The following is a 20,659-nucleotide window of genomic DNA, read 5'->3' as shown; positions in this document are numbered from 1 at the left end:
AGACGAGGTTCGAGTTGCGCATCGGTCTGCTCACAGGTGGCGGGGACTGCCCCGGTTTGAACGCGGCCATCAGGGCCGTCGTCAAGCAGGGGATGGGCGAGTACGGACACACGATCATCGGGTTCCGGAACGGGTGGAAGGGTGTCGTCGACGGCGACATCATCCCGCTCGGGCGCCAGGACATCCGCAACGTGCTCCCGGTCGGCGGGACCCTCCTGGGAACGGCGCGTTTTCACCCGCACGCCTCCGACGGCGGGATCGACGCGGTCCTGGCCACGGTCGAGGCCGAGCGCCTCGACGCCATGATCTGCATCGGGGGCGACGGCACGCTGCACGCGGCGAGCAAGGTCGCCGACGCGGGTGTGAACATCGTCGCGATCCCCAAGACGATCGACAACGACGTGGAGGGCACCGACCTGTCGATCGGGTTCCACACGGCCGTCAACATCGCGACCGAGGCGATCGACCGTGTGCACACGACCGCGGAGAGCCACAACCGTGTCATGGTCGTCGAGGTCATGGGCCGGCACGCGGGCTGGATCGCGGTGAACGCGGGCATCGCCGGTGGCGCCGAGGTCGTGCTCGCGCCCGAGGACCCGTTCGACATGGACGCCATCGAGAAGTTCCTGCGTCACCGCCACCGTGCGCACGCGAACTTCTCGATCGTGGTCGTCGCCGAGGGGGCCGTGCCGCGCGAGGGCAGCAGCATGAACTTCACGCAGGAGCTCGGCAAGTACGGCGAGATCATCGCAGGGTCGATCGGCGAGCGCGTCTCGGCGGAGATCGCCAAGCGCACGGGGTTCGACACGCGCCTGACGGTCCTCGGGCACGTCCAGCGCGGCGGGGAGCCGACGCCGACGGACCGCATCCTCGGCAGCCGCTTCGGCGTGGCCGCGGTCGACGCCGTCTCGCGCGGCGAGTCGAAGGTCATGACCGCGCTGCGTGGGGAGAGCGTCGTCCTGGTGCCGCTCGACGAGATCGCCGGCAAGGTCAAGCACGTCCCGGCGGAGCTGCTGCGCGTCGCGCACGCGCTGTCCTGACCGGCGCACGCGCACTGCACGACGGCCGTCCGTGGGACCACGGGCGGCCGTCGCGCGTCGTCGGGCGGGCGCGTTCCCGCGCTCGGGGGTGAACGCGAGAATCTCCCTTTGACCCCTGCGCCATTCCGTCGATAAGATGTCTGACGGTGCAGTGCGCCTACCGCCCTACCTTCTGCCTGAGACGTGACGCCGATCCGTGTCCGTCGTGGTGGGACCGTTCCGTGCTCGGAGCGGAGGTCACCGGTGGTGACCACCACAGCAGCATCCCTATCCGAACTACTTCCTGTCCGCATCGGAGCATCGAACTCAATGACCATCTCCACCCCCGCGAAGTCCGCACCTCAGGTTGCCATCAACGACATCGGCACCGAAGAGGACTTCCTTGCCGCCATCGACGCCACCATCAAGTACTTCAATGACGGTGACATTGTCGAAGGCACGATCGTCAAGGTCGACCGCGACGAGGTTCTCCTCGACATCGGCTACAAGACCGAGGGCGTCATCCCCTCCCGCGAGCTGTCCATCAAGCACGACGTGGACCCCGGGGACGTCGTCAAGGTCGGTGACGCAGTCGAGGCCCTCGTCCTCCAGAAGGAGGACAAGGAAGGTCGCCTGATCCTCTCCAAGAAGCGCGCTCAGTACGAGCGTGCCTGGGGCACGATCGAGAAGATCAAGGAAGAGGACGGCGTCGTCACCGGCACCGTCATCGAGGTCGTCAAGGGCGGCCTCATCCTCGACATCGGCCTGCGCGGCTTCCTGCCCGCGTCGCTGGTGGAGATGCGTCGCGTCCGCGACCTCCAGCCGTACGTCGGCAAGGAGATCGAGGCGAAGATCATCGAGCTCGACAAGAACCGCAACAACGTCGTCCTGTCGCGTCGTGCGTGGCTCGAGCAGACGCAGTCCGAGGTTCGCTCGACCTTCCTGCAGACGCTGCAGAAGGGCCAGGTGCGCCCCGGTGTCGTCTCCTCGATCGTCAACTTCGGTGCGTTCGTGGACCTCGGCGGCGTCGACGGTCTGGTGCACGTCTCCGAGCTGTCCTGGAAGCACATCGACCACCCCTCCGAGGTCGTCGAGGTGGGCCAGGAGGTCACGGTCGAGGTCCTGGACGTCGACTTCGACCGCGAGCGCGTCTCCCTGTCGCTGAAGGCGACGCAGGAGGACCCGTGGCAGACCTTCGCTCGTACGCACGCCATCGGTCAGGTCGTGCCGGGCAAGGTCACGAAGCTCGTTCCGTTCGGTGCGTTCGTCCGCGTCGAGGACGGCATCGAGGGCCTCGTGCACATCTCCGAGCTGGCTGTCCGCCACGTCGAGCTGCCCGAGCAGGTCGTCAACGTCGGTGACGAGGTCTTCGTCAAGGTCATCGACATCGACCTCGAGCGCCGTCGCATCTCGCTGTCGCTCAAGCAGGCCAACGAGGGCGTGGACCCGGAGTCGGACGACTTCGACCCCGCGCTGTACGGCATGGCTGCCGAGTACGACGAGCAGGGGAACTACAAGTACCCCGAGGGCTTCGACCCCGAGACCAACGAGTGGCTCGAGGGCTTCGAGGCTCAGCGCGAGACGTGGGAGTCGCAGTACGCGAAGGCTCACGAGCGCTGGGAGGCTCACCGCAAGCAGGTCGCCGAGGCTCTCAAGGCCGACGACGAGGCCGTCACCTCGGGCGAGTCCACCAGCTCTGCAGCGACCTACTCCTCGACCCCGGTCCAGGACGAGGCTGCCGGCACGCTGGCCTCGGACGAGGCGCTCGCCGCTCTGCGCGAGAAGCTCACGGGTAACTGATCTCCTCCTGGCCTCGCGGCCAGGGTGATCTTCTGACAGGACCCGCCACCTTCGGGTGGCGGGTCCTGTCGTGTCTGGGGTTGCCGAGCGCCACGCCAGGTCGCCTAGGGTGTGACGATGCCGTGGACCACCCAGAGCACCAGGACCGTGTACGAGAACCCGTGGATCAGGGTCCGGGAGGACCAGGTCGTCCGGCCGGACGGGGCGCCCGGGATCTACGGGGTGGTCGAGATGCGGTGGCCGTCGGTCTTCGTCGTGGCCCTCACCGACGCCGACGAGGTCGTGCTCGTGACCCAGCACCGGTACGCGACCGGAGCCGTCTCGACCGAGGTCCCGGCCGGAGCGACCGACGGCGAGGACCCCTTGGTCGCGGCCCGGCGCGAGCTCCTCGAGGAGACCGGGCTCCGGGCCGACGAGTGGGTGCGCGTCGGAGGCATGGACGCCCTCAACGGGGTGGCGAAGGCCCCCGAGCACGTGTTCGTGGCTCGAGGGCTGACGGGCTTCCCGCCCGGGCCGGAGTCCAGCAGCTCCGACGGGGCTGTGCTCGGGCGACAGGGGAGCGCCCCCTCGGCCGACCAGGCCGAGGAGGGGATCTCCCGCGTCGAGACCCTGCCCTTCGGTCAGGTCCTCGGGATGGTCGCCGACGGGACGATCCGCGACGGCGAGACCATCGCGGCGCTCGCACTGGCGGGACTGTGGCTCGGCCGGTTCGCGTGAGTCCTCGGGCGGTCCGCCCGAGGGTGCGTCAGGCGACCACGTTCTCCTCGTGCGCGGAGATCACGGGAACGGCCGGACGGGCGGTCCCGGTCGCGCCGGCGCGCGCAGAGCCGTCGCCGTCCGTCGCGAACTGCGTCCGGTACAGCTCGGCGTAGAGCCCGCCGTGCGCCAGGAGCTCGGCGTGGGTCCCGGTGCTCACGACGCGTCCCTGGTCGAGCACGACGATCTTGTCGGCCTGCCGGACCGTCGAGAGCCTGTGCGCGATCACGAGCGAGGTGCGGCCCTGCAGCGCCGCGTCGAGGGCGAGCTGGACGGCGGCCTCGGACTCCGAGTCGAGGTGCGCCGTCGCCTCGTCGAGGACGACGAGCGAGGGCGCCTTGAGGAACAGACGAGCGATCGCCAGACGCTGGCGCTCGCCACCCGAGAGGCGGTAGCCGCGGTCCCCGACCACGGTCTCGAGGCCGGCCGGGAGAGATTCGACCAGGTCGGCGACGTGCGCCTGCCGCAGGGCGGTCCACAGCTCCGCGTCCGTGGCCGCGGGCTTCGCGTACCGGAGGTTGCCGGCGATGGTGTCGTGGAACAGGTGCGCCTCCTGGGAGACGACTCCCACGGTGTCCTGCAGCGACCGCTGCGTCACGTCGCGCAGGTCACGGCCCGCGATGCGCACGGACCCGCCCGTCGGGTCGTACATCCGCGTGACGAGCTGCGAGATCGTGGTCTTGCCCGCCCCCGAGGGGCCGACGATCGCGACCATCGCGCCCGCGGGCACGGCGAACGAGACGTCGGTGAGCGTGTCGGTCGTCGGGTCCGAGGACTCGGTCGCCACTGCCTCGAGCGACGCGAGCGAGACGTCCGCGGCGCCCGGGTAGCGGAAGGTGACGTGCTCGAGGGCGAGCGTCGCGCCGTGGTGAGCGACGTCGTCGGACAGGTCGCCCGCGTCCTGGGCGTCCGTGACGGACGGCTCGAGGTCGAGGACCTCGAGCACCCGCTCGAAGCTGACGAGTGCGGTCATGACGTCCACCTGCACGTTGGACAGCGCGGTGAGCGGGCCGTACAGGCGTGCGAGGTACGCGGTCAGTGCCACGACCACGCCGACGGTGAGCGTCCCGCGGATGGCCATGACGCCACCGAGCCCGTAGACGATCGCGACGGCGACCGAGGCGACGGTCGTCAGCGCCACGCGGAAGACCGTCGCGTACATGGCCGAGGTCACGCCGATGTCGCGCACGCGTCCAGCCTGCTCGGCGTAGGTCGCGGACTCCTGCTCGGGGCGGCCGAAGATCTTCACGAGGTGGGCACCCGCGACGTTGAAGCGTTCGTTCATCATCTGCGCGGCGTCGGCGTTGAGGGCGTAGCTCTCGCGCGTGATGCCTGCGAGCCTGCGGCCGACCCAGCGCGCGGGCAGGACGAACACGGGCAGGAGCGCGAGCGCGATGAGGGTGAGCTCCCACGACATGGAGAGCATCGCCGCGAGCACGAACACCACGGTCAGCAGGTTCGAGAAGACGTTGGACAGCGTCGAGGTGAAGGCCTGCTGGGCTCCGAGGACGTCCCCGTTGAGCCGCTGGACCAGGGCTCCGGTGCGGGTGCGGCTGAAGAACGCGAGCGGCATGCGCTGGACGTGGTCGAACACCGCGGTCCGCAGGTCGAAGATGAGGCCTTCGCCCACACGGGCCGAGTACCAGCGCTCGCCGACGCTCAGGACTCCTGAGACGAGGGCGAGGAGTGCGACGACGAGAGCGATCCGGACGACCACGTCCACCCTGCCCGCGGTGATTCCGTCGTCGATGAGGGCCTTGAAGAGGAGCGGGGTGACCGCGCCGGCCGCGGCGTTGAGCGCGATGAGCACGAGGAACACGGCGAGCTGCGCCTTGTAGGGGCGGGCGAAGCCGAGGATCCGCCGGACGGTCCCGCGGTGCAGGCGCTGCTTGGTGATCGAGGAGTCCTGGCGGAAGGTGCGCATGCCGGAGCCGCCGCCGAAGGGTGAGGGGAAGGACACGTGGCCTCCAGAGGGTCGGAGGGAGCGGCGGAGGAGGAGCCTCGACGCCGGTAGTGAGCCTACCTCACCATGAGTTGGTTCACAATATGTCGCACGACGGCTAGTCTCGTGCCTGTGACGACAGACTTCGACGCCGAGAACGCCGAGTTCCTCACCCTCCTGCACGCCGCGATGCGCAGCGTGCGCCGCGAGGCAGGGGAGCGGCTGGGGCGCGCCCGGACGACCCCGGGGCAGTTCCGCATGCTCCGCGCGCTCGCGCACAGCGACGGACCCCAGCGCCCCAGCGCCCTCGCGGGCATGCTCGACGTCGCCCCGCGCTCCGTGACGTCCAAGGTCGACGACGCCGAGGCGGCCGGCCTCGTACGCAGGCTCCCCGACCCGACCGACCGTCGTGCCACGCTCGTCGAGCTCACCGAGGCGGGCCGTCAGACGCTCGCGCAGGTCGCTGCCGAGCGCGAGACCAGCGCAGGGACCCTCCTGGCCCGCCTGGGCGAGGACGACCGGCACGAGCTGCTGCGCCTGCTCCGCGCGGTGGCCGGTGAGGCGGACCAGGTCTCAGGGCGTGCGCACCGGCCATGACTGGCAGGATGGACCCATGTTTCGCGTAGGCCTGACCGGCGGGATCGCAGCAGGAAAGTCCGTGGCCCTCGACCGTTTCGCCGAGCTCGGGGCGTGCGTCATCGACTCCGACGTGCTCGCGCGTGACGCGGTCGCACCCGGGACCGTGGGCCTCGCCGAGGTCGTCGATGCGTTCGGCGAGACCGTGCTCGCGCCCGACGGCACGCTCGACCGCGCTCGCCTGGGGACGATCGTCTTCAGCGACGACGCGGCGCGGGCCCGGCTCAACGCGATCGTGCACCCCGAGGTGCGCCGCCTGTCGGCCGAGCGCGAGGCGCTCGTGGCCGCGCGCGACCCCCGCGCCGTCGTCGTGCACGCGATCCCTCTGCTCGTCGAGACCGGTCAGGCCGAGTCCTTCCACCTCGTGGCCGTGGTCGTCGCCCCCGAGGACGTCCGCGTCCGACGCCTCGTCGAGTCCCGCGGCATGAGCGAGGACGAGGCGCGCGCACGCATCGCCGCGCAGGCCACCGACGGGGAGCGGCTCGCCGCGGCCGACGTGACGCTCGACGGCAGCGGAGCACCTGAGACGCTGCGGGCCGAGGTCGACGCGCTGTGGGAGCGGATCGTCCAGGAGACCGCGGAGGAGCTCGCGTGACGATCCTGCTCTCCGGGTTCGAGCCGTTCGACGGCGCCTCGACCAACGCGTCCTGGCAGGCCGTGAGCGCATTGCGCGACGCGTGGGACGGTGACGAGCCACTGGTCGCCGTGGAGCTGCCCTGCACGTTCGACGGGGCGTGGCCCGCGCTCCGGGCTGCGATCGAGCAGTACGAGCCCCGGGTCGTGATCGCGGTCGGGCTCGCGGGCGGGACGAGCGCGGTCCGCCTCGAGCGGGTCGCGATCAACGTGATCGACGCTCGGATCCCGGACAACGCGGGCTCCGCCCCGGTGGACGAGCCGGTCGTCGCGGACGGGCCCGCGGCCTGGTTCACCGGGCTCCCGCTCAAGGCGAGCCTGGTCGCGGTGCGTGCGGCCGGGATACCCGTGGAGGTGTCCAGCACCGCCGGGACCTACGTCTGCAACGCGACCTTCGCAGCGCTCATGCACGGGTCGTCGGGTCGGGAGGGGGTGCGGGCGGGGTTCGTGCACGTGCCCGACGGCGAGTCCCTGCCGCTGGCCTCGACCGTCACGGCCCTGCGGGTCGTCGTCGAGACCGCCCGGGCAGACCTCGACGGGTCGCTCGGGGTGGGCGACGACGTGGTGCGTGTCTCGGCGGGCGCCGAGCACTGAGCGCGCTGAACGCTGGCGGTTCCGGACCTCGACGGCTCCGGCGTCGACGAGCAGTCCGCTGTCGAGCCGCGGTGCCGACGGGCACGCCACGGGCCCCAGGGTGATCCCTGGGGCCCGTGGCGTGTCAGGTGCCGATCGGCAGAGCGGTGCTCAGCTCGTGGCGCGGCGGCGAGCCGTCACGACGAGGCCGGCACCGGCGCCGAGGAGCGCGACGGAGATCGCGACGACGAGTGCGGTGCGCGCACCCGTGCTCGCGAGCCCGCTCTCCTCCTTCGCCGCGGTCGCGGCCGGGGGAGTGGTGGACCCCGCGGTCCCCGAGGTGGGGGTCTCGCCCGGCGCGGCGACCTTCTCGGCGGGCGTGGTGGTCTTGTCCTCCGAGGGGACGCTCTCGGACGGTGCGGGGGCCGGCGTCTCCTCGGCGTCCGGGACCTCGGGGATCGTGGGCTCGTCCGGTGCCGGGGGCACCACGAGGTTCGTCGGCGGCTCGGGGTCGCACCCGAGCGACGTGAGGCCGATCCACGGGTAGTTGTGGTGCTCGAGTCCGCTGCCGCCGTTCCCGCCGAACGTCAGGTCACCGCCGACCCAGAGCCGGCCGTTGGTGTTGGTGCTCTGGACGACCTTGACCGAGGACTTCGGAGCGAGGATCGATCCGACGGTCTGGCTGTTGCCCGAGATGGCGAGCGACGTGGCGTCGGGGAAGTTCCACAGGATGCGGGGCGCCCACGCCCCCAGGGTGGTGAACGTGTCGATCCGCTGGTCGATCGACTCTGCCGCGGTGTGGACCATCGCGAAGTCGACGGAGCTGCCCGAGACGTTGACGACGATCGGTGCCGTGGCGCCGACGTTCGCGAAGACGAGCGTGCCGTTCGTCTTCCTCAGCTCCTGGGCCGACAGGGAGAAGACCTGCGTGGCGCTGGTCCCGTCGCCCGTGAGCGAGGCGTAGCCGCCCTTCGTCCCGAGCGAACCCGTCGCCGGGAGGGCCGCGAGGTCGGCCGAGGTCGTGCTGAGCAGGGAGCCCGTAGCCTTGGCGCTCTGCGTGGGTGCCGAGCTGTTCGGCTTCCGGGCGCCGCCGTTGAGCTCCATGGTCCCGTCGATCGAGCGCGTGGCCGTGACGTTGCCCCCCTTGGCGATGCCGTGCCCGACGTCGATGCGGCCGCTCGAGACCGAGACGCCGGCGCCCGCGACGATCATGTCGCTCCCGCCGGGCGGGACGATCTGCGATCCGCCGCCTGCGCGGCCGAAGTTCATCAGTCCGCCCGTGGCGATGTCGACCGTTCCTCCCGCGAGGAGCACACCCTCGGACTCAGCCGCTCCCGCGCGGGCCGCGTAGTCGCCCCCGACGAAGACCGCGACGCCCTCGTCGGTGAAGGCGGGGCCACCGGTCGTGATTCCCGGGAGGGTGCTCGACGGCGTGCACAAGGGGGTCGTCGCCGGAGGCGCGGCGACGGCGGCCGGCATCCCGGCGACACCGATCAGTCCGGTGGCCAGTGCGCCCGTGGCGAGCGCGCTGAGAAGGGTGCGCCGGGGGGTCCGGCGCGTCGTGCTGAGGAACATCGATGTCTCCGGGGTGGGGTCGAGGACGTGAAAGTAAGTTCTGTGTACGAATCCAGCTCGGACGAATCCGCCGACGTCCGTTTTGTCGGGGGATAGCACGAGATAGCAAGGATTACGGGCACCCTAGGGCGCTCTGCTGCGACACGCCAAATCCCCTGTCGGGTGAAAGTCCGGCCTCGGGTCGCGGCGCGGATCGCGGCACGGCACGGAGCCGTCAGGTCCGTGTGGGTGGTTCGCCGTACCGTGGAGACATGCGACCCGTCACCGATCTTCAGCGCACCGTCGCTCCTTTCGAGGTCATCTCCGACTACACACCCTCGGGCGACCAGCCGACAGCCATCGCCGAGCTCTCCGAGCGCCTGCGGGCGGGGGAGAAGGACGTCGTGCTGCTCGGTGCGACCGGGACCGGCAAGTCTGCGACGACGGCATGGCTGATCGAGGAGCTGCAGCGTCCGACGCTCGTCATGGCGCCGAACAAGACCCTGGCTGCGCAGCTCGCCACCGAGTTCCGCGAGCTGCTGCCCAACAACGCGGTCGAGTACTTCGTGTCGTACTACGACTACTACCAGCCCGAGGCGTACATCGCGCAGACGGACACCTACATCGAGAAGGACTCGTCGATCAACGACGAGGTCGAGCGTCTGCGGCACTCTGCGACGTCCTCGTTGCTGACCCGCAGGGACGTCGTGGTCGTGGCGTCGGTGTCGTGCATCTACGGCCTGGGGACGCCGCAGGAGTACGTCGACCGCATGGTCCGTCTCGACGTCGGCGACCAGGTCGAGCGCGACGTGATGCTGCGCCAGTTCGTCACCATGCAGTACACGCGCAACGACATGGCCTTCACGCGTGGCACGTTCCGGGTCCGGGGGGACACGGTCGAGATCATCCCGGTCTACGAGGAGCTCGCGATCCGTATCGAGTTCTTCGGCGACGAGATCGAGGCCATCCACCTTCTGCACCCGCTCACGGGCGACGTGGTGCGCTCCGAGCAGAGCGTCAACCTCTTCCCGGCCACGCACTACGTCGCCGGGCCGGAGCGCATGGAGCGGGCCATCACCTCGATCGAGTCCGAGCTCGAGCAGCGTCTGGCCGAGCTCGAGCGGCAGAACAAGCTTCTCGAGGCCCAGCGTCTGCGCATGCGCACCACGTACGACATCGAGATGATGCGCCAGATCGGGTCGTGCTCGGGCATCGAGAACTACTCGCGGCACATCGACGGCCGTGAGGCCGGGACGGCGCCGCACACGCTCCTCGACTACTTCCCCGAGGACTTCCTCCTCGTGATCGACGAGTCGCACGTGACCGTGCCCCAGATCGGGGCCATGTTCGAGGGCGACATGTCGCGCAAGCGCAACCTCGTCGACCACGGGTTCCGCCTGCCCAGCGCCATGGACAACCGGCCGTTGCGCTGGGAGGAGTTCGTCGAACGGATCGGGCAGACGGTCTACCTGTCGGCGACGCCGGGCAAGTACGAGCTCTCGATGTCGGACGGGGTCGTCGAGCAGATCATCCGGCCCACCGGGCTGGTCGACCCGGAGATCGTGGTCAAGCCGACCACAGGTCAGATCGACGACCTGCTCCACGAGATCCGTGAACGGGTCGAGCGCAACGAGCGCGTCCTGGTCACGACGCTCACCAAGAAGATGTCCGAGGACCTCACGGACTACTTCCTGGAGCGGGACGTGCGCGTCCGCTACCTGCACTCCGAGGTGGACACCTTGCGCCGCGTCGAGCTGCTCCGCGAGCTCCGCCTGGGCGAGTACGACGTCCTGGTCGGCATCAACCTGCTCCGCGAGGGGCTGGACCTCCCCGAGGTCTCGCTCGTCGCGATCCTGGACGCGGACAAGGAGGGGTTCCTGCGGTCGGGGACGTCGCTCATCCAGACGATCGGGCGCGCGGCCCGCAACGTCTCGGGCCAGGTGCACATGTACGCCGACAAGATCACCCCGGCCATGGCGCAGGCGATCGAGGAGACCACCCGACGCCGCGAGAAGCAGGTGGCGTACAACCTCGAGCACGGCGTGGACCCCACGCCGCTGCGCAAGAAGATCGCCGACGTCACGGACATGCTGGCGCGCGAGGACATCGACACGCAGGAGCTCCTCGCGGGTGGCTACCGCCAGCCGGGCAAGGGGAAGGCCCCCGTGCCGGGTGGGACCAAGGCGGGTGCGGCCACCAACCGGCTCGCCGGGGTCGCTGCGGGCGAGCTCGCCGACCTGATCCAGGAGCTGAGCGACCAGATGCACGGGGCGGCCGCCGAGCTCCAGTTCGAGCTCGCGGCGCGCCTGCGCGACGAGATCTCGGGTCTCAAGAAGGAGCTGCGTCAGATGCACTCCGCGACCGCCTGACGGGGATCCGCGTGCCGGCCCCAGGAGCGGGCCGGTTCGCGGGGCGGGATGATCCCGCCGCCCATGACGGTTGTGGAAGGCGTGGGCGACTCGCGGCTGCGATGGCCTATGCTTGCTCGGTTGAAGGGGAGTATTCCCGAACACGGTGATGTCGTCATCACGGTCGACGCAATCGTCGGCCCGGTGTCACCGGTCCAGCACGGCTACCTCTCGCGACCGCCCTCGGGCCGGTCGGTGGTCGTCTACGGGCGGAAGAGACCTTCGGTACTCAGTGCTACGTACCGGAGGTATGTGTGATGGATGTTCCTGTCTGGATGTGGGCCGCGACGATCGGCATCATCGTCGCGATGCTGGCCTTCGACTTCGTGGGTCATGTCCGCACCCCCCACGCCCCGACCCTCAAGGAAGCCTCGTGGTGGTCGGCCGGCTACGTCGGCATCGCGATCCTCTTCGGCGTCGGGATCTGGGCCTACTTCGGCTCGGTCTACGGCGGGGAGTACTTCGCCGGGTACATCACCGAGAAGAGCCTGTCGGTCGACAACCTCTTCGTGTTCGTCCTGATCATGACGAGCTTCCGGGTCCCGCGGCTGTACCAGCAGAAGGTCCTGCTGATCGGCATCACGATCGCCCTGGTCCTGCGCACGATCTTCATCTTCCTGGGCGCCGCGCTCATCGAGAACTTCAGCTGGGTCTTCTACATCTTCGGTGCCTTCCTCATCTACACGGCCTACGCGCAGATGAGGAGCGCGCGGTCGCACGACGAGGAGGAGTACCAGGAGAACGCGGTCCTGCGCCTCACGCGTCGCCTCTTCCCGACGACGGACGCGTACGTCGAGGACAAGATGTTCACGACCATCTCCGGCAAGCGCTACATCACGCCCATGCTCATCGTGATGATCGCGATCGGCAGCGCCGACCTCCTGTTCGCGGTCGACTCGATCCCCGCGATCTTCGGCCTGACGCAGGAGACCTTCCTGGTCTTCGCGGCCAACGCGTTCTCGCTCCTGGGTCTGCGCCAGCTCTACTTCCTCATCGACGGCCTGCTGGACCGTCTCGTCTACCTCGCGTGGGGCCTGGCCGCGATCCTCGGCTTCATCGGGATCAAGCTCCTCATCCACGCGATGCACACCAACGAGATCCCCTTCATCAACGGTGGCGAGCACATCACCTTCCTGCCGGAGATCTCGACCGCCGTCTCGCTCGGCTTCATCGTGGTGACCCTCGCGATCACGACGATCGCGAGCCTCGCGAAGGACCGTAGCGACCGTCGTCGCCTGGAGAAGGAAACCTACTGATGCAGCACGAGCTCCCGTTCTGGTTCGAGGCGGCGTCGCTGACGTCTCTCGTCGTCCTCCTGCTCGTCGACCTGGTGATCGTGGGCCGTCGCCCGCACGTGCCGTCGATGAAGGAGAGCGGCCTGTGGGTGGCGTTCTACGTCGCCCTGGCACTGGTCTTCGGTGGGCTCGTCGCTCTCGTGGGCGGGAGCGCCCCGGCGGTCGAGTTCTACGCGGGCTGGCTCACCGAGTACAGCCTGTCGGTGGACAACCTCTTCGTGTTCGTCATCATCATGACGAGGTTCGCCGTACCCCGTGAGCACCAGCAGAAGGTCCTCATGGTGGGGATCATCGTGGCGCTCGTGCTGCGCGGCGCCTTCATCCTGGCGGGTGCGGCGATCATCGCGCAGTTCGTGTGGGTGTTCTACCTGTTCGGCGCGTTCCTGATCTACACCGCGATCAAGCTCGTCGCGGGCGGGGACGAACCGGAGGAGTACCAGGAGAACCGGATGATCCGCTCGCTGCGGCGGGTGCTTCCCCTGTCGCAGACGTACGACGGTGGCAGGCTGCGGACCGTGGTCGACGGCAAGAGGCTCTTCACGCCCATGCTCATCGTGTTCCTCGCGATCGGCAGCACGGACCTGCTGTTCGCGTTCGACTCGATCCCCGCGATCTTCGGCCTGACGCAGGACCCGTTCATCGTGTTCACGACGAACGTGTTCGCACTCATGGGGCTCCGTCAGCTCTACTTCCTGCTGGGTGGTCTCCTGGAGCGCCTGGTCTACCTGCCGATCGGCCTGGCGGTGATCCTGGGCTTCATCGGGGTCAAGCTGATCCTCGAGGCGCTCCACGAGAACACGCTGCCGTTCATCAACGGCGGGCACCACATCGAGGCCGTCCCCACGGTCCCGATCTGGCTCTCGCTCGTGGTGATCGTGGGAGCGCTCGGGGTCACGACGGTCGCGAGCCTGCTGCGCACGCGCGGCCAGGACAAGGCGGAGACCGTGTCCGACGACGTCGACGTGGCCTCCTAGTCGGCTCACCCGGCGCACGCTCGGCCCGGTACGCCACGGCCCGCCTCCCTTCGGGGAGGCGGGCCGTCGTGCTGCGCGGGCTGGGTCGGGTGGCGGGCCCGGTCGTGCCGGGCAGGTCAGGGCGGCGCAGGTAGAGCCGCGGGCCGTCCCGGGTCAGATGCGGTCGGACCAGGGGCCGAGCACGGGAACCCAGGGACGGACCGTGCGACGCGTGATGACGTTCTCCCGGGCGAACGGGTCGGCGTCGAGCGTCTGGGCCACGCCCGCCTCGTCGGTGGCCTCGACCAGGAGGAGCGCCCCTGCGGGGTTGGCGACGTCCTGGGCGAGGGGACCGGACGCGAGCAGGGTGCCCTGCTCGAGCAGGCCACCCAGGAAGGCACGGTGCTCGGGGCGGAACGCGTCGAGGACGGCGGGCTTGTCGGCGTACGTGTAGGTCACGGCGAAGATCGGCATGTCGCTCATTCAAGCACCTCGAGCGGCACGGGCCGCCCGTGGTCCGCAGCCGCTGCTACCAGCCTCGTGCGCGCCACTCCTCGAGGTGGGGACGCTCGGTGCCGAGCGTCGTGTCCGCGCCGTGCCCGGGGTAGACCCACGTCGCGTCGTCGAACCTGTCGAAGAGCCTCTCGGTGACGTCGGCGTAGAGGAGTGCGAAGCGTCCAGGGTCCTGCTCGGTGTTGCCCACCCCGCCCGGGAAGAGCGAGTCTCCCGTGAACAGGTGTGCGCGCCCGGGGACGGCCCCGGGCGCGGTGGCGTGCTCGGGCTCGCGGTACGCGAGCGCGACCGACCCAGGTGTGTGGCCGCGCAGGGCGACGACCCCGAGGGTGAGGTGCCCGACGACGAGCGTGTCGCCGTCGTGCAAGGATCTGCCGACGCCGACCTCCGTGGCACGGGTGACGGCATCGGCGTCGGGTTCGCCGACCGCGACCGTGGCTCCCGTGACCGCCACGAGGGACGCGAGCGCGGCGATGTGGTCGCGGTGACGGTGCGTCGTGACGACCATGTCGAGGCGGGCCGAAGGCGAGCCCTCACGGACGAGCTCGGCGAGCCGGTCCGGCTCGGCAGCAGCGTCCACCAGGAGCTGGGCTCCGCTTCTCCGGCAGGTCAGGAGGTAGGCGTTGTTGTCCGACGGTCCGACGGCGAGCTTGCGGACCTCGACCTCGTCCAGGACCCGCAGGTCCCGCGGACCTCCGACCGTGACGTCTCCGGTGTATCCCACGAGCCCTCCAGGTTGTTCCGGTCGGTAGCCGGCGGGGTGGCTGAACCGACGGCGCTCGGCTGGTCGTGTGACGAGCCTCTCGTCGAAGTCTGGCACGGCGAGCAGATTGCTCGGAGTGCTGGTCAGGGGCATGGCGCACGCGCCGTCGGCTCGCCGGTCGGGGCGACGCCGGTCGTCCGCGTCTCGAACAGGTGTGCGAATGTCAGGGGCGAGGCATACGATGCTTCGGTGAGCAATCGCCTTGTCATCGCTGGTGCCCGTGAGCACAACCTCCGCAACGTCGACCTCGACCTGCCGAGGGACCAGCTCATCGTCTTCACGGGGCTGTCGGGGTCCGGCAAGTCCTCTCTCGCGTTCGACACGATCTTCGCGGAGGGGCAGCGCCGGTACGTCGAGTCGTTGTCCGCCTACGCCCGTCAGTTCCTGGGGCAGATGGACAAGCCGGACGTCGACTTCATCGAGGGGCTCTCGCCCGCGGTCTCGATCGACCAGAAGTCGACCAACCGCAACCCTCGCTCGACGGTCGGGACCATCACGGAGGTCTACGACTACCTCCGCCTGCTGTTCGCACGCGCCGGGACCCAGCACTGCCCCGTCTGCGGAGAGAAGGTCCAGGCCCAGACGCCGCAGCAGATCGTCGACCGTCTCCTCGAGCTGCCGGAGGGGACTCGCTACCAGGTCCTCGCCCCCGTCGTGCGCGGACGCAAGGGCGAGTACAGCGAGCTCTTCAAGGAGCTCCAGTCCAAGGGGTTCGCGCGTGCCCGCGTCGACGGCGAGGTCGTCCAGCTCACGGACCCGCCTGCGCTCGAGAAGAAGCTCAAGCACGACATCGAGGTCGTGATCGACCGTCTCGTCTCGCGCGAGGGCGTCCAGCGCCGGCTCACCGACTCCGTGGAGACTGCTCTCGGCCTCGCAGGTGGCCTCGTCGTGGTCGAGCTCGTGGACGCGGACGCCGACGACCCGCAGCGCGAGCGCCGGTTCTCCGAGAAGCGTGCGTGCCCCAACGACCACGAGCTCACGCTCGACGAGATCGAGCCGCGTACCTTCTCGTTCAACGCGCCCTACGGCGCGTGCCCCGAGTGCACGGGCATCGGGTTCCGGCTCGAGGTGGACCCGGACCTCGTGATCCCGGACGACGAGAAGTCGCTCGCCGAGGGCGCCGTCGCTCCCTGGGCCCAGATCTCCTCCGAGTACTTCAACCGCGTCCTGACCGCTCTCGCCTCGGACCTGGGGTTCTCCATGGACGTGCCCTGGCGCGCGCTGCCGCAGCGCGCGCAGCAGGCCGTCCTCTACGGCCAGAACCACGAGGTCCACGTCCGCTACAAGAACCGCTGGGGCCGCGAGCGTCAGTACTCGACCGGCTTCGAGGGCGTCGTGACCTTCCTGGAACGCCGTCACGGCGAGACCGAGTCGGAGTGGTCCAAGGAGAAGTACGAGGCGTACATGCGCGAGACGCCGTGCCCCGTCTGCCAGGGCACGCGCCTCAAGCCCGAGGTCCTCGCGGTCAAGGTCGGCGACAAGTCGATCGCCGAGGTCTGCCGTCTGCCGCTGCGCGAGGCCGCGGACTTCCTCGGCTCGCTCGAGCTCGGTACACGCCAGAAGGCCATCGCGACCGAGGTGCTCAAGGAGATCGACGCCCGCCTGGGCTTCCTGCTCGACGTGGGCCTCGACTACCTCTCGCTCGAGCGCCCGGCCGGGACCCTCTCGGGGGGCGAGGCGCAGCGCATCCGGCTCGCGACGCAGATCGGCTCGGGGCTCGTCGGTGTGCTGTACGTCCTCGACGAGCCGAGCATCGGTCTGCACCAGCGGGACAACCGGCGGCTCATCGACACGCTCACCCGGCTGCGCGACCTGGGCAACACGCTCATCGTCGTCGAGCACGACGAGGACACCATCCGCGCCGCCGACTGGATCGTGGACATCGGCCCCGGGGCGGGGGAGCACGGCGGGCGCGTCATCCACTCGGGCGACTACGCGGGACTCCTCGAGGCCCCCGAGTCCGTCACGGGTGCCTACCTCGCCGGGCGCCGCAGCATCCCCCTGCCGGCGACGCGTCGTCCCGTGGACAAGAGCCGTCAGGTCACGGTCATCGGTGCGCGCGAGCACAACCTCGAGGGTATCGACGTCAGCTTCCCGCTCGGCACGCTGACCGCGGTCACGGGGGTCTCTGGCTCGGGCAAGTCCACGCTCGTCAACTCGATCCTCTACACGGTGCTCGCGAACGAGCTCAACGGGGCACGGCAGGTCGCCGGCCGGCACCGGCGCATCACCGGGCTCGAGAACCTCGACAAGGTGGTCCACGTCGACCAGGGGCCCATCGGGCGCACGCCGCGGTCCAACCCCGCGACGTACACGGGGGTCTGGGACCATGTCCGCAAGCTCTTCGCGGAGACCAGCGAGGCCAAGGTGCGGGGCTACACGCCTGGTCGGTTCTCGTTCAACGTCAAGGGTGGGCGCTGCGAGGCGTGCTCGGGCGACGGGACCATCAAGATCGAGATGAACTTCCTGCCGGACGTCTACGTCCCGTGCGAGGTCTGCCACGGTGCGCGCTACAACCGCGAGACGCTCGAGGTGCACTTCAAGGGCAAGACCGTCGCCGACGTGCTCGACATGCCCATCGAGGAGGCGTCGGAGTTCTTCGCCGCGGTGCCCACGATCTCGCGGCACCTCAAGACTCTCTCCGAGGTCGGTCTGGGGTACGTGCGCCTGGGGCAGCCCGCACCCACGCTCTCGGGCGGTGAGGCGCAGCGCGTCAAGCTGGCCAGCGAGCTGCAGAAGCGATCGACGGGGCGCACCATCTACGTCCTCGACGAGCCCACGACGGGACTGCACTTCGAGGACATCCGCAAGCTCCTCGCGGTGCTCCAGTCGCTCGTGGACAAGGGCAACTCGGTGCTCGTGATCGAGCACAACCTGGACGTCATCAAGAACGCCGACTGGGTCATCGACATGGGTCCGGAGGGCGGATCAGGCGGAGGCCGGGTCATCGCCGAGGGCACGCCCGAGCAGGTGGCGGCCGTCGCCGCGAGCCACACGGGCCGCTTCCTCGCCGAGGTGCTCCCGGGTGACCCGATCCCGGTCGCGCCGCTGCCCAAGAAGGCCGCGGCAGCCAAGGCGCCCGCTGCCAAGGCGCCCCGGAAGACCCCGGTGCGCAAGGCCACGGCCGCGGCCTCGAAGTCCTCGGCGGCCGTGAAGGCGTCGGTGGGTGCATCCGACGACGACGCACGCGAGAGCGCCTGACGCGCGGCGTCGCGCTCACGCAGCCGGGCGGTCAGGCTGCGTGCGTGCGCAGCGGGGCGGGTTCGAGCAGCACCGGGAAGTTCACGGACCGGGCCAGGAAGCAGTGGTCGTGGGCCCGGCGGTGGACCTCTGCGACGGCCTCGTCGGTGACCTGGGGCCCGTCGTCGACGACGACGTGCGGGTGCAGCGTGACGTCGGTGAACTGACCGGCCCCCGCCGACTCGACGCGCATGGTGCCGGTGACCTCGTCCGAGTACTCGCGCACCACGATCCCCGCGGCCGACGCGAGGTGCAGGAACCACAGCATGTGGCACTGCGAGAGGCTCGCGACGAACAGCTCCTCGGGGCTGTACCGGCCGGGGTCTCCGCGGAACGCCGGGTCGGCAGACCCGGGGAGCGTCGGGCGACCCGCGAGGTCTATCTCGTGGTCCCGGCTGTACGCGGTGTAGGTCGTGGTTCCGGTCTGGCCTGCGCCGGTCCAGCGGACGGTCGCGGCATAGGAGTGAAGGGCGCCCATGCCGTCACCCTAGCGGCACGGGCCGTCACATGTGTGACGGGCGTCACGGTGGACAGGGCCACCCGGGGTGTGGGTGGGCTGACCTAGGCTGACGGACATGGCAGATCCGTCCTCGTACCGCCCCGCCCCGGGAGAGATCCCCACGTCGCCCGGTGTCTACCGGTTCCGCGACGAGCACGGACGCGTGATCTACGTGGGCAAGGCCAAGAACCTGCGAGCGCGTCTCGGGAGCTACTTCCAGGACCTGACGAACCTCCACTACCGCACCCAGACCATGGTGACCACGGCCGCCTCGGTCGAGTGGACGGTGGTCGGGACCGAGGTCGAGGCGCTCGCGCTCGAGTACTCGTGGATCAAGGAGTTCGACCCGCGCTTCAACGTCAAGTACCGGGACGACAAGTCCTACCCCTACCTGGCCGTGACGCTGGGCGAGCAGTTCCCCCGGGCACAGGTCATGCGCGGCGCCAAGCGCCCCGGGACGCGGTACTTCGGCCCCTACGGGCACGCCTGGGCGATCCGCGAGACCCTCGACCTCCTGCTGCGGGTCTTCCCGGTGCGCACGTGCTCCGCGGGGGTCTTCAAGCGGGCCCAGCAGACCGGGCGCCCGTGCCTGCTCGGGTACATCGACAAGTGCTCGGCGCCGTGCGTGGGACGCATCAGCCCCGAGGACCATCACGCGCTCGCCGAGGACTTCTGTGACTTCATGGCCGGCGACACGGCCAAGTTCATCCGCCGGGTCGAGGCGAAGATGAAGGAGGCCGCTGCCGCGATGGAGTACGAGCAGGCGGCACGCCTGCGCGACGACATCATCGCGCTCGAGCGCGCCATGGAGAAGAACGCCGTGGTGCTCGGGGACGCGACCGACGCGGACATCTTCGCCCTGGCAGGCGACGAGCTCGAGGCCGCGGTCCAGGTCTTCCACGTCCGCGGCGGGCGCATCCGTGGTCAGCGTGGCTGGATCGTCGAGAAGGTCGAGGACGTGACGGACGCGGAGCTCGTCGAGCACCTCCTCCAGCAGGTCTACGGCTCGGCCGACGAGTCGTTGGGCGACTCCTCCACGCCGTCGTCGAGCGTCGTGCCCCGCGAGGTGCTCGTGCCGGTCCTTCCTCCGGACACCGAGCAGGTCGTGTCCTGGCTCACGGGGCTCCGCGGCGCCAAGGTGGACGTCCGAGTGCCCCAGCGCGGGGACAAGCGCGAGCTCGCCGCCACGGTGCACAAGAACGCGGAGCACGCCCTCGCGCTGCACCGCACGCGCCGAGCCGGCGACCTGACCACGCGCAGCCAGGCGCTGCGCGAGATCCAGGAGGCCCTGGGCCTCGAGACCGCGCCGCTGCGCATCGAGTGCTACGACGTGTCCACGACGCAGGGAACCCACCAGGTCGCGTCGATGGTCGTGTTCGAGGACGGGCTCGCGCGCAAGAGCGAGTACCGGCACTTCGCGATCCGTGGGCCCGAGGGCCTGGGAGCGCGCGACGACACGGCCGCGATGCACGAGGTCATCACGCGCCGCTTCAAGCGCTATCTCGCGGACCGGTCGCAGGCGAGCGACGTGGAGATGGACCTGGGAGCCGACGAGGACACGGCGCAGGACGCGGACGCCGTGGCCGCAGGCTACGTCCCCCGGTCGGGCGAGGTCGGGGCCGACGCCCCGGCGGGCCGCGCAGCACGCTTCGCGTACCCGCCCAACCTCGTCGTGGTCGACGGTGGTCCGCCCCAGGTCGCGGCCGCCGCCCGGGCGCTCGCCGAGCTCGGGATCGACGACGTCGCCCTGTGCGGGCTCGCGAAGCGCCTCGAGGAGGTGTGGCTGCCCGGCGAGGACTACCCCGTGATCCTGCAGCGCAGCTCCGAGGGCCTCTACCTGCTCCAGCGCGTGCGCGACGAGGCGCACCGGTTCGCGATTTCCTACCACCGCAAGAAGCGTGGCAAGGCCATGACCGTCTCGGTCCTGGACGACGTGCCCGGCCTCGGGCCCGCGCGCGTCATCATGTCGACGAGCGGCACGAGCATCTTGGGCGGCATGTTGTCCACGACGTACCAGTCGAGGTCCTCGAGGACCGCGGCAGCACGCGTGCGCCCTGCCCCGGACATACCGGTGA

General features: G+C 69.9%; 16 protein-coding genes and 1 pseudogene. 11 read left to right on the top strand and 6 right to left on the bottom strand.

Features of this window, described 5'->3' with window-relative positions:
- Nucleotides 1-14: 14 nt before the first annotated feature.
- From OERS_RS01730 to OERS_RS01720, 3 genes are all read left to right on the top strand, one after another.
- Nucleotides 15-1,040, top strand: a complete 1,026-nt coding sequence (locus tag OERS_RS01730) for a 6-phosphofructokinase (RefSeq protein ID WP_068624214.1) — start codon at nt 15-17, stop codon at nt 1,038-1,040.
- Between the two features lie 309 nt (nt 1,041-1,349).
- Nucleotides 1,350-2,819 carry a 30S ribosomal protein S1 gene (gene rpsA / locus OERS_RS01725; RefSeq protein ID WP_056651541.1) on the top strand — a complete coding sequence of 490 codons (1,470 nt, stop codon included), beginning with the start codon at nt 1,350-1,352 and terminating at the stop codon, nt 2,817-2,819.
- 117 nt (nt 2,820-2,936) lie between these two features.
- On the top strand, nt 2,937-3,536 hold the full coding sequence (locus OERS_RS01720; RefSeq protein ID WP_068624211.1) for an NUDIX domain-containing protein: 600 nt from the start codon (nt 2,937-2,939) through the stop codon (nt 3,534-3,536).
- A gap of 28 nt (nt 3,537-3,564) precedes the next feature.
- Here OERS_RS01720 and OERS_RS01715 read toward each other — a convergent pair whose 3' ends face one another.
- On the bottom strand, nt 3,565-5,499 hold the full coding sequence (locus OERS_RS01715) for an ABC transporter ATP-binding protein (protein ID WP_083201161.1): 1,935 nt from the start codon (nt 5,497-5,499) through the stop codon (nt 3,565-3,567).
- A gap of 150 nt (nt 5,500-5,649) precedes the next feature.
- Between OERS_RS01715 and OERS_RS01710 the strand changes: the two genes are divergently transcribed.
- The 3 genes from OERS_RS01710 to OERS_RS01700 are packed head-to-tail and all read left to right on the top strand — an operon-like array spanning nt 5,650 to nt 7,380.
- Complete coding sequence (locus OERS_RS01710; protein ID WP_056651544.1) at nt 5,650-6,114, top strand: MarR family winged helix-turn-helix transcriptional regulator; 465 nt, start codon at nt 5,650-5,652, stop codon at nt 6,112-6,114.
- A 16-nt stretch (nt 6,115-6,130) separates the two neighbouring features.
- Nucleotides 6,131-6,748 (top strand): dephospho-CoA kinase, encoded by a 618-nt coding sequence (gene coaE, locus OERS_RS01705; RefSeq protein WP_056761903.1) that lies wholly within the window; start codon nt 6,131-6,133, stop codon nt 6,746-6,748.
- Nucleotides 6,745-7,380: a pyroglutamyl-peptidase I gene (locus OERS_RS01700; RefSeq protein ID WP_068623885.1), complete on the top strand. Its 636-nt coding sequence runs from the start codon at nt 6,745-6,747 to the stop codon at nt 7,378-7,380. The genes coaE and OERS_RS01700 overlap by 4 nt, the downstream gene beginning before the upstream one ends.
- 150 nt (nt 7,381-7,530) lie before the next feature.
- Here OERS_RS01700 and OERS_RS01695 read toward each other — a convergent pair whose 3' ends face one another.
- Nucleotides 7,531-8,934 carry a choice-of-anchor A family protein gene (locus OERS_RS01695; RefSeq protein WP_068623883.1) on the bottom strand — a complete coding sequence of 468 codons (1,404 nt, stop codon included), beginning with the start codon at nt 8,932-8,934 and terminating at the stop codon, nt 7,531-7,533.
- A gap of 251 nt (nt 8,935-9,185) precedes the next feature.
- Between OERS_RS01695 and uvrB the strand changes: the two genes are divergently transcribed.
- The 3 genes from uvrB (at nt 9,186) to OERS_RS01680 (ending at nt 13,590) form a co-directional block, all read left to right on the top strand.
- Nucleotides 9,186-11,282, top strand: a complete 2,097-nt coding sequence (gene uvrB / locus OERS_RS01690; protein WP_056651558.1) for an excinuclease ABC subunit UvrB — start codon at nt 9,186-9,188, stop codon at nt 11,280-11,282.
- A gap of 296 nt (nt 11,283-11,578) precedes the next feature.
- Nucleotides 11,579-12,577: a TerC family protein gene (locus tag OERS_RS01685; RefSeq protein ID WP_068623881.1), complete on the top strand. Its 999-nt coding sequence runs from the start codon at nt 11,579-11,581 to the stop codon at nt 12,575-12,577.
- Nucleotides 12,577-13,590, top strand: a complete 1,014-nt coding sequence (locus tag OERS_RS01680; RefSeq protein ID WP_068623879.1) for a TerC family protein — start codon at nt 12,577-12,579, stop codon at nt 13,588-13,590. Before OERS_RS01685 ends, OERS_RS01680 begins: the two co-directional genes overlap by 1 nt.
- A gap of 153 nt (nt 13,591-13,743) precedes the next feature.
- On the opposite strand, the gene OERS_RS01675 is transcribed toward OERS_RS01680, so the two are convergent.
- Together OERS_RS01675 and OERS_RS01670 are read right to left on the bottom strand one after the other, a co-directional pair.
- On the bottom strand, nt 13,744-14,052 hold the full coding sequence (locus tag OERS_RS01675; RefSeq protein WP_322788276.1) for a YciI family protein: 309 nt from the start codon (nt 14,050-14,052) through the stop codon (nt 13,744-13,746).
- Nucleotides 14,053-14,098: 46 nt separating this feature from the next.
- On the bottom strand, nt 14,099-14,806 hold the full coding sequence (locus OERS_RS01670; RefSeq protein WP_068623877.1) for an MBL fold metallo-hydrolase: 708 nt from the start codon (nt 14,804-14,806) through the stop codon (nt 14,099-14,101).
- 228 nt (nt 14,807-15,034) lie between these two features.
- On the opposite strand from OERS_RS01670, the gene uvrA reads away from it, so the two are divergent.
- Nucleotides 15,035-18,046: an excinuclease ABC subunit UvrA gene (uvrA, locus tag OERS_RS01665; RefSeq protein WP_068623875.1), complete on the top strand. Its 3,012-nt coding sequence runs from the start codon at nt 15,035-15,037 to the stop codon at nt 18,044-18,046.
- Between the two features lie 31 nt (nt 18,047-18,077).
- Here the strand turns inward: uvrA and OERS_RS01660 are convergent, their stop codons facing one another.
- The gene (locus tag OERS_RS01660) at nt 18,078-18,563 is read right to left on the bottom strand and encodes an OsmC family protein (RefSeq protein ID WP_056651572.1); all 486 of its coding nucleotides are present in this window, start codon (nt 18,561-18,563) and stop codon (nt 18,078-18,080) included.
- 97 nt (nt 18,564-18,660) lie between these two features.
- Between OERS_RS01660 and uvrC the strand changes: the two are divergent.
- Nucleotides 18,661-20,541 (top strand): annotated as a pseudogene (gene uvrC, locus OERS_RS01655) (excinuclease ABC subunit UvrC); the annotation flags it as partial.
- Here the strand turns inward: uvrC and OERS_RS21900 are convergent.
- Entirely contained in the window at nt 20,466-20,651 is a 186-nt protein-coding gene (locus tag OERS_RS21900; RefSeq protein WP_248948300.1) for an RNase adapter RapZ, read from the bottom strand. The pseudogene uvrC and the gene OERS_RS21900 overlap by 76 nt on opposite strands.
- Between the last annotated feature and the right edge of the window lie 8 nt (nt 20,652-20,659).

Origin of the sequence: Oerskovia enterophila (assembly GCF_001692445.1) — a bacterium.
In the GTDB taxonomy this organism is placed as follows: Bacteria; Actinomycetota; Actinomycetes; order Actinomycetales; family Cellulomonadaceae; genus Oerskovia; species Oerskovia enterophila.
Note: the sequence above shows the minus strand (reverse complement) of the source record. Positions and strands in the feature narration are given on the sequence as shown.

What these genes read in the sequence shown, in the direction of transcription:
- OERS_RS01660 (WP_056651572.1), bottom strand. Translation starts at nt 18,563, where the DNA reads ATGGGCGCCCTTCACTCCTATGCCGCGACCGTCCGCTGGACCGGCGCA.
- OERS_RS01720 (WP_068624211.1), top strand. Translation starts at nt 2,937, where the DNA reads ATGCCGTGGACCACCCAGAGCACCAGGACCGTGTACGAGAACCCGTGG.
- OERS_RS01715 (WP_083201161.1), bottom strand. Translation starts at nt 5,499, where the DNA reads ATGCGCACCTTCCGCCAGGACTCCTCGATCACCAAGCAGCGCCTGCAC.
- OERS_RS21900 (WP_248948300.1), bottom strand. Translation starts at nt 20,651, where the DNA reads ATGTCCGGGGCAGGGCGCACGCGTGCTGCCGCGGTCCTCGAGGACCTC.
- OERS_RS01680 (WP_068623879.1), top strand. Translation starts at nt 12,577, where the DNA reads ATGCAGCACGAGCTCCCGTTCTGGTTCGAGGCGGCGTCGCTGACGTCT.
- OERS_RS01685 (WP_068623881.1), top strand. Translation starts at nt 11,579, where the DNA reads ATGGATGTTCCTGTCTGGATGTGGGCCGCGACGATCGGCATCATCGTC.
- OERS_RS01695 (WP_068623883.1), bottom strand. Translation starts at nt 8,934, where the DNA reads ATGTTCCTCAGCACGACGCGCCGGACCCCCCGGCGCACCCTTCTCAGC.
- coaE (WP_056761903.1), top strand. Translation starts at nt 6,131, where the DNA reads ATGTTTCGCGTAGGCCTGACCGGCGGGATCGCAGCAGGAAAGTCCGTG.
- rpsA (WP_056651541.1), top strand. Translation starts at nt 1,350, where the DNA reads ATGACCATCTCCACCCCCGCGAAGTCCGCACCTCAGGTTGCCATCAAC.
- uvrB (WP_056651558.1), top strand. Translation starts at nt 9,186, where the DNA reads ATGCGACCCGTCACCGATCTTCAGCGCACCGTCGCTCCTTTCGAGGTC.
- OERS_RS01675 (WP_322788276.1), bottom strand. Translation starts at nt 14,052, where the DNA reads ATGAGCGACATGCCGATCTTCGCCGTGACCTACACGTACGCCGACAAG.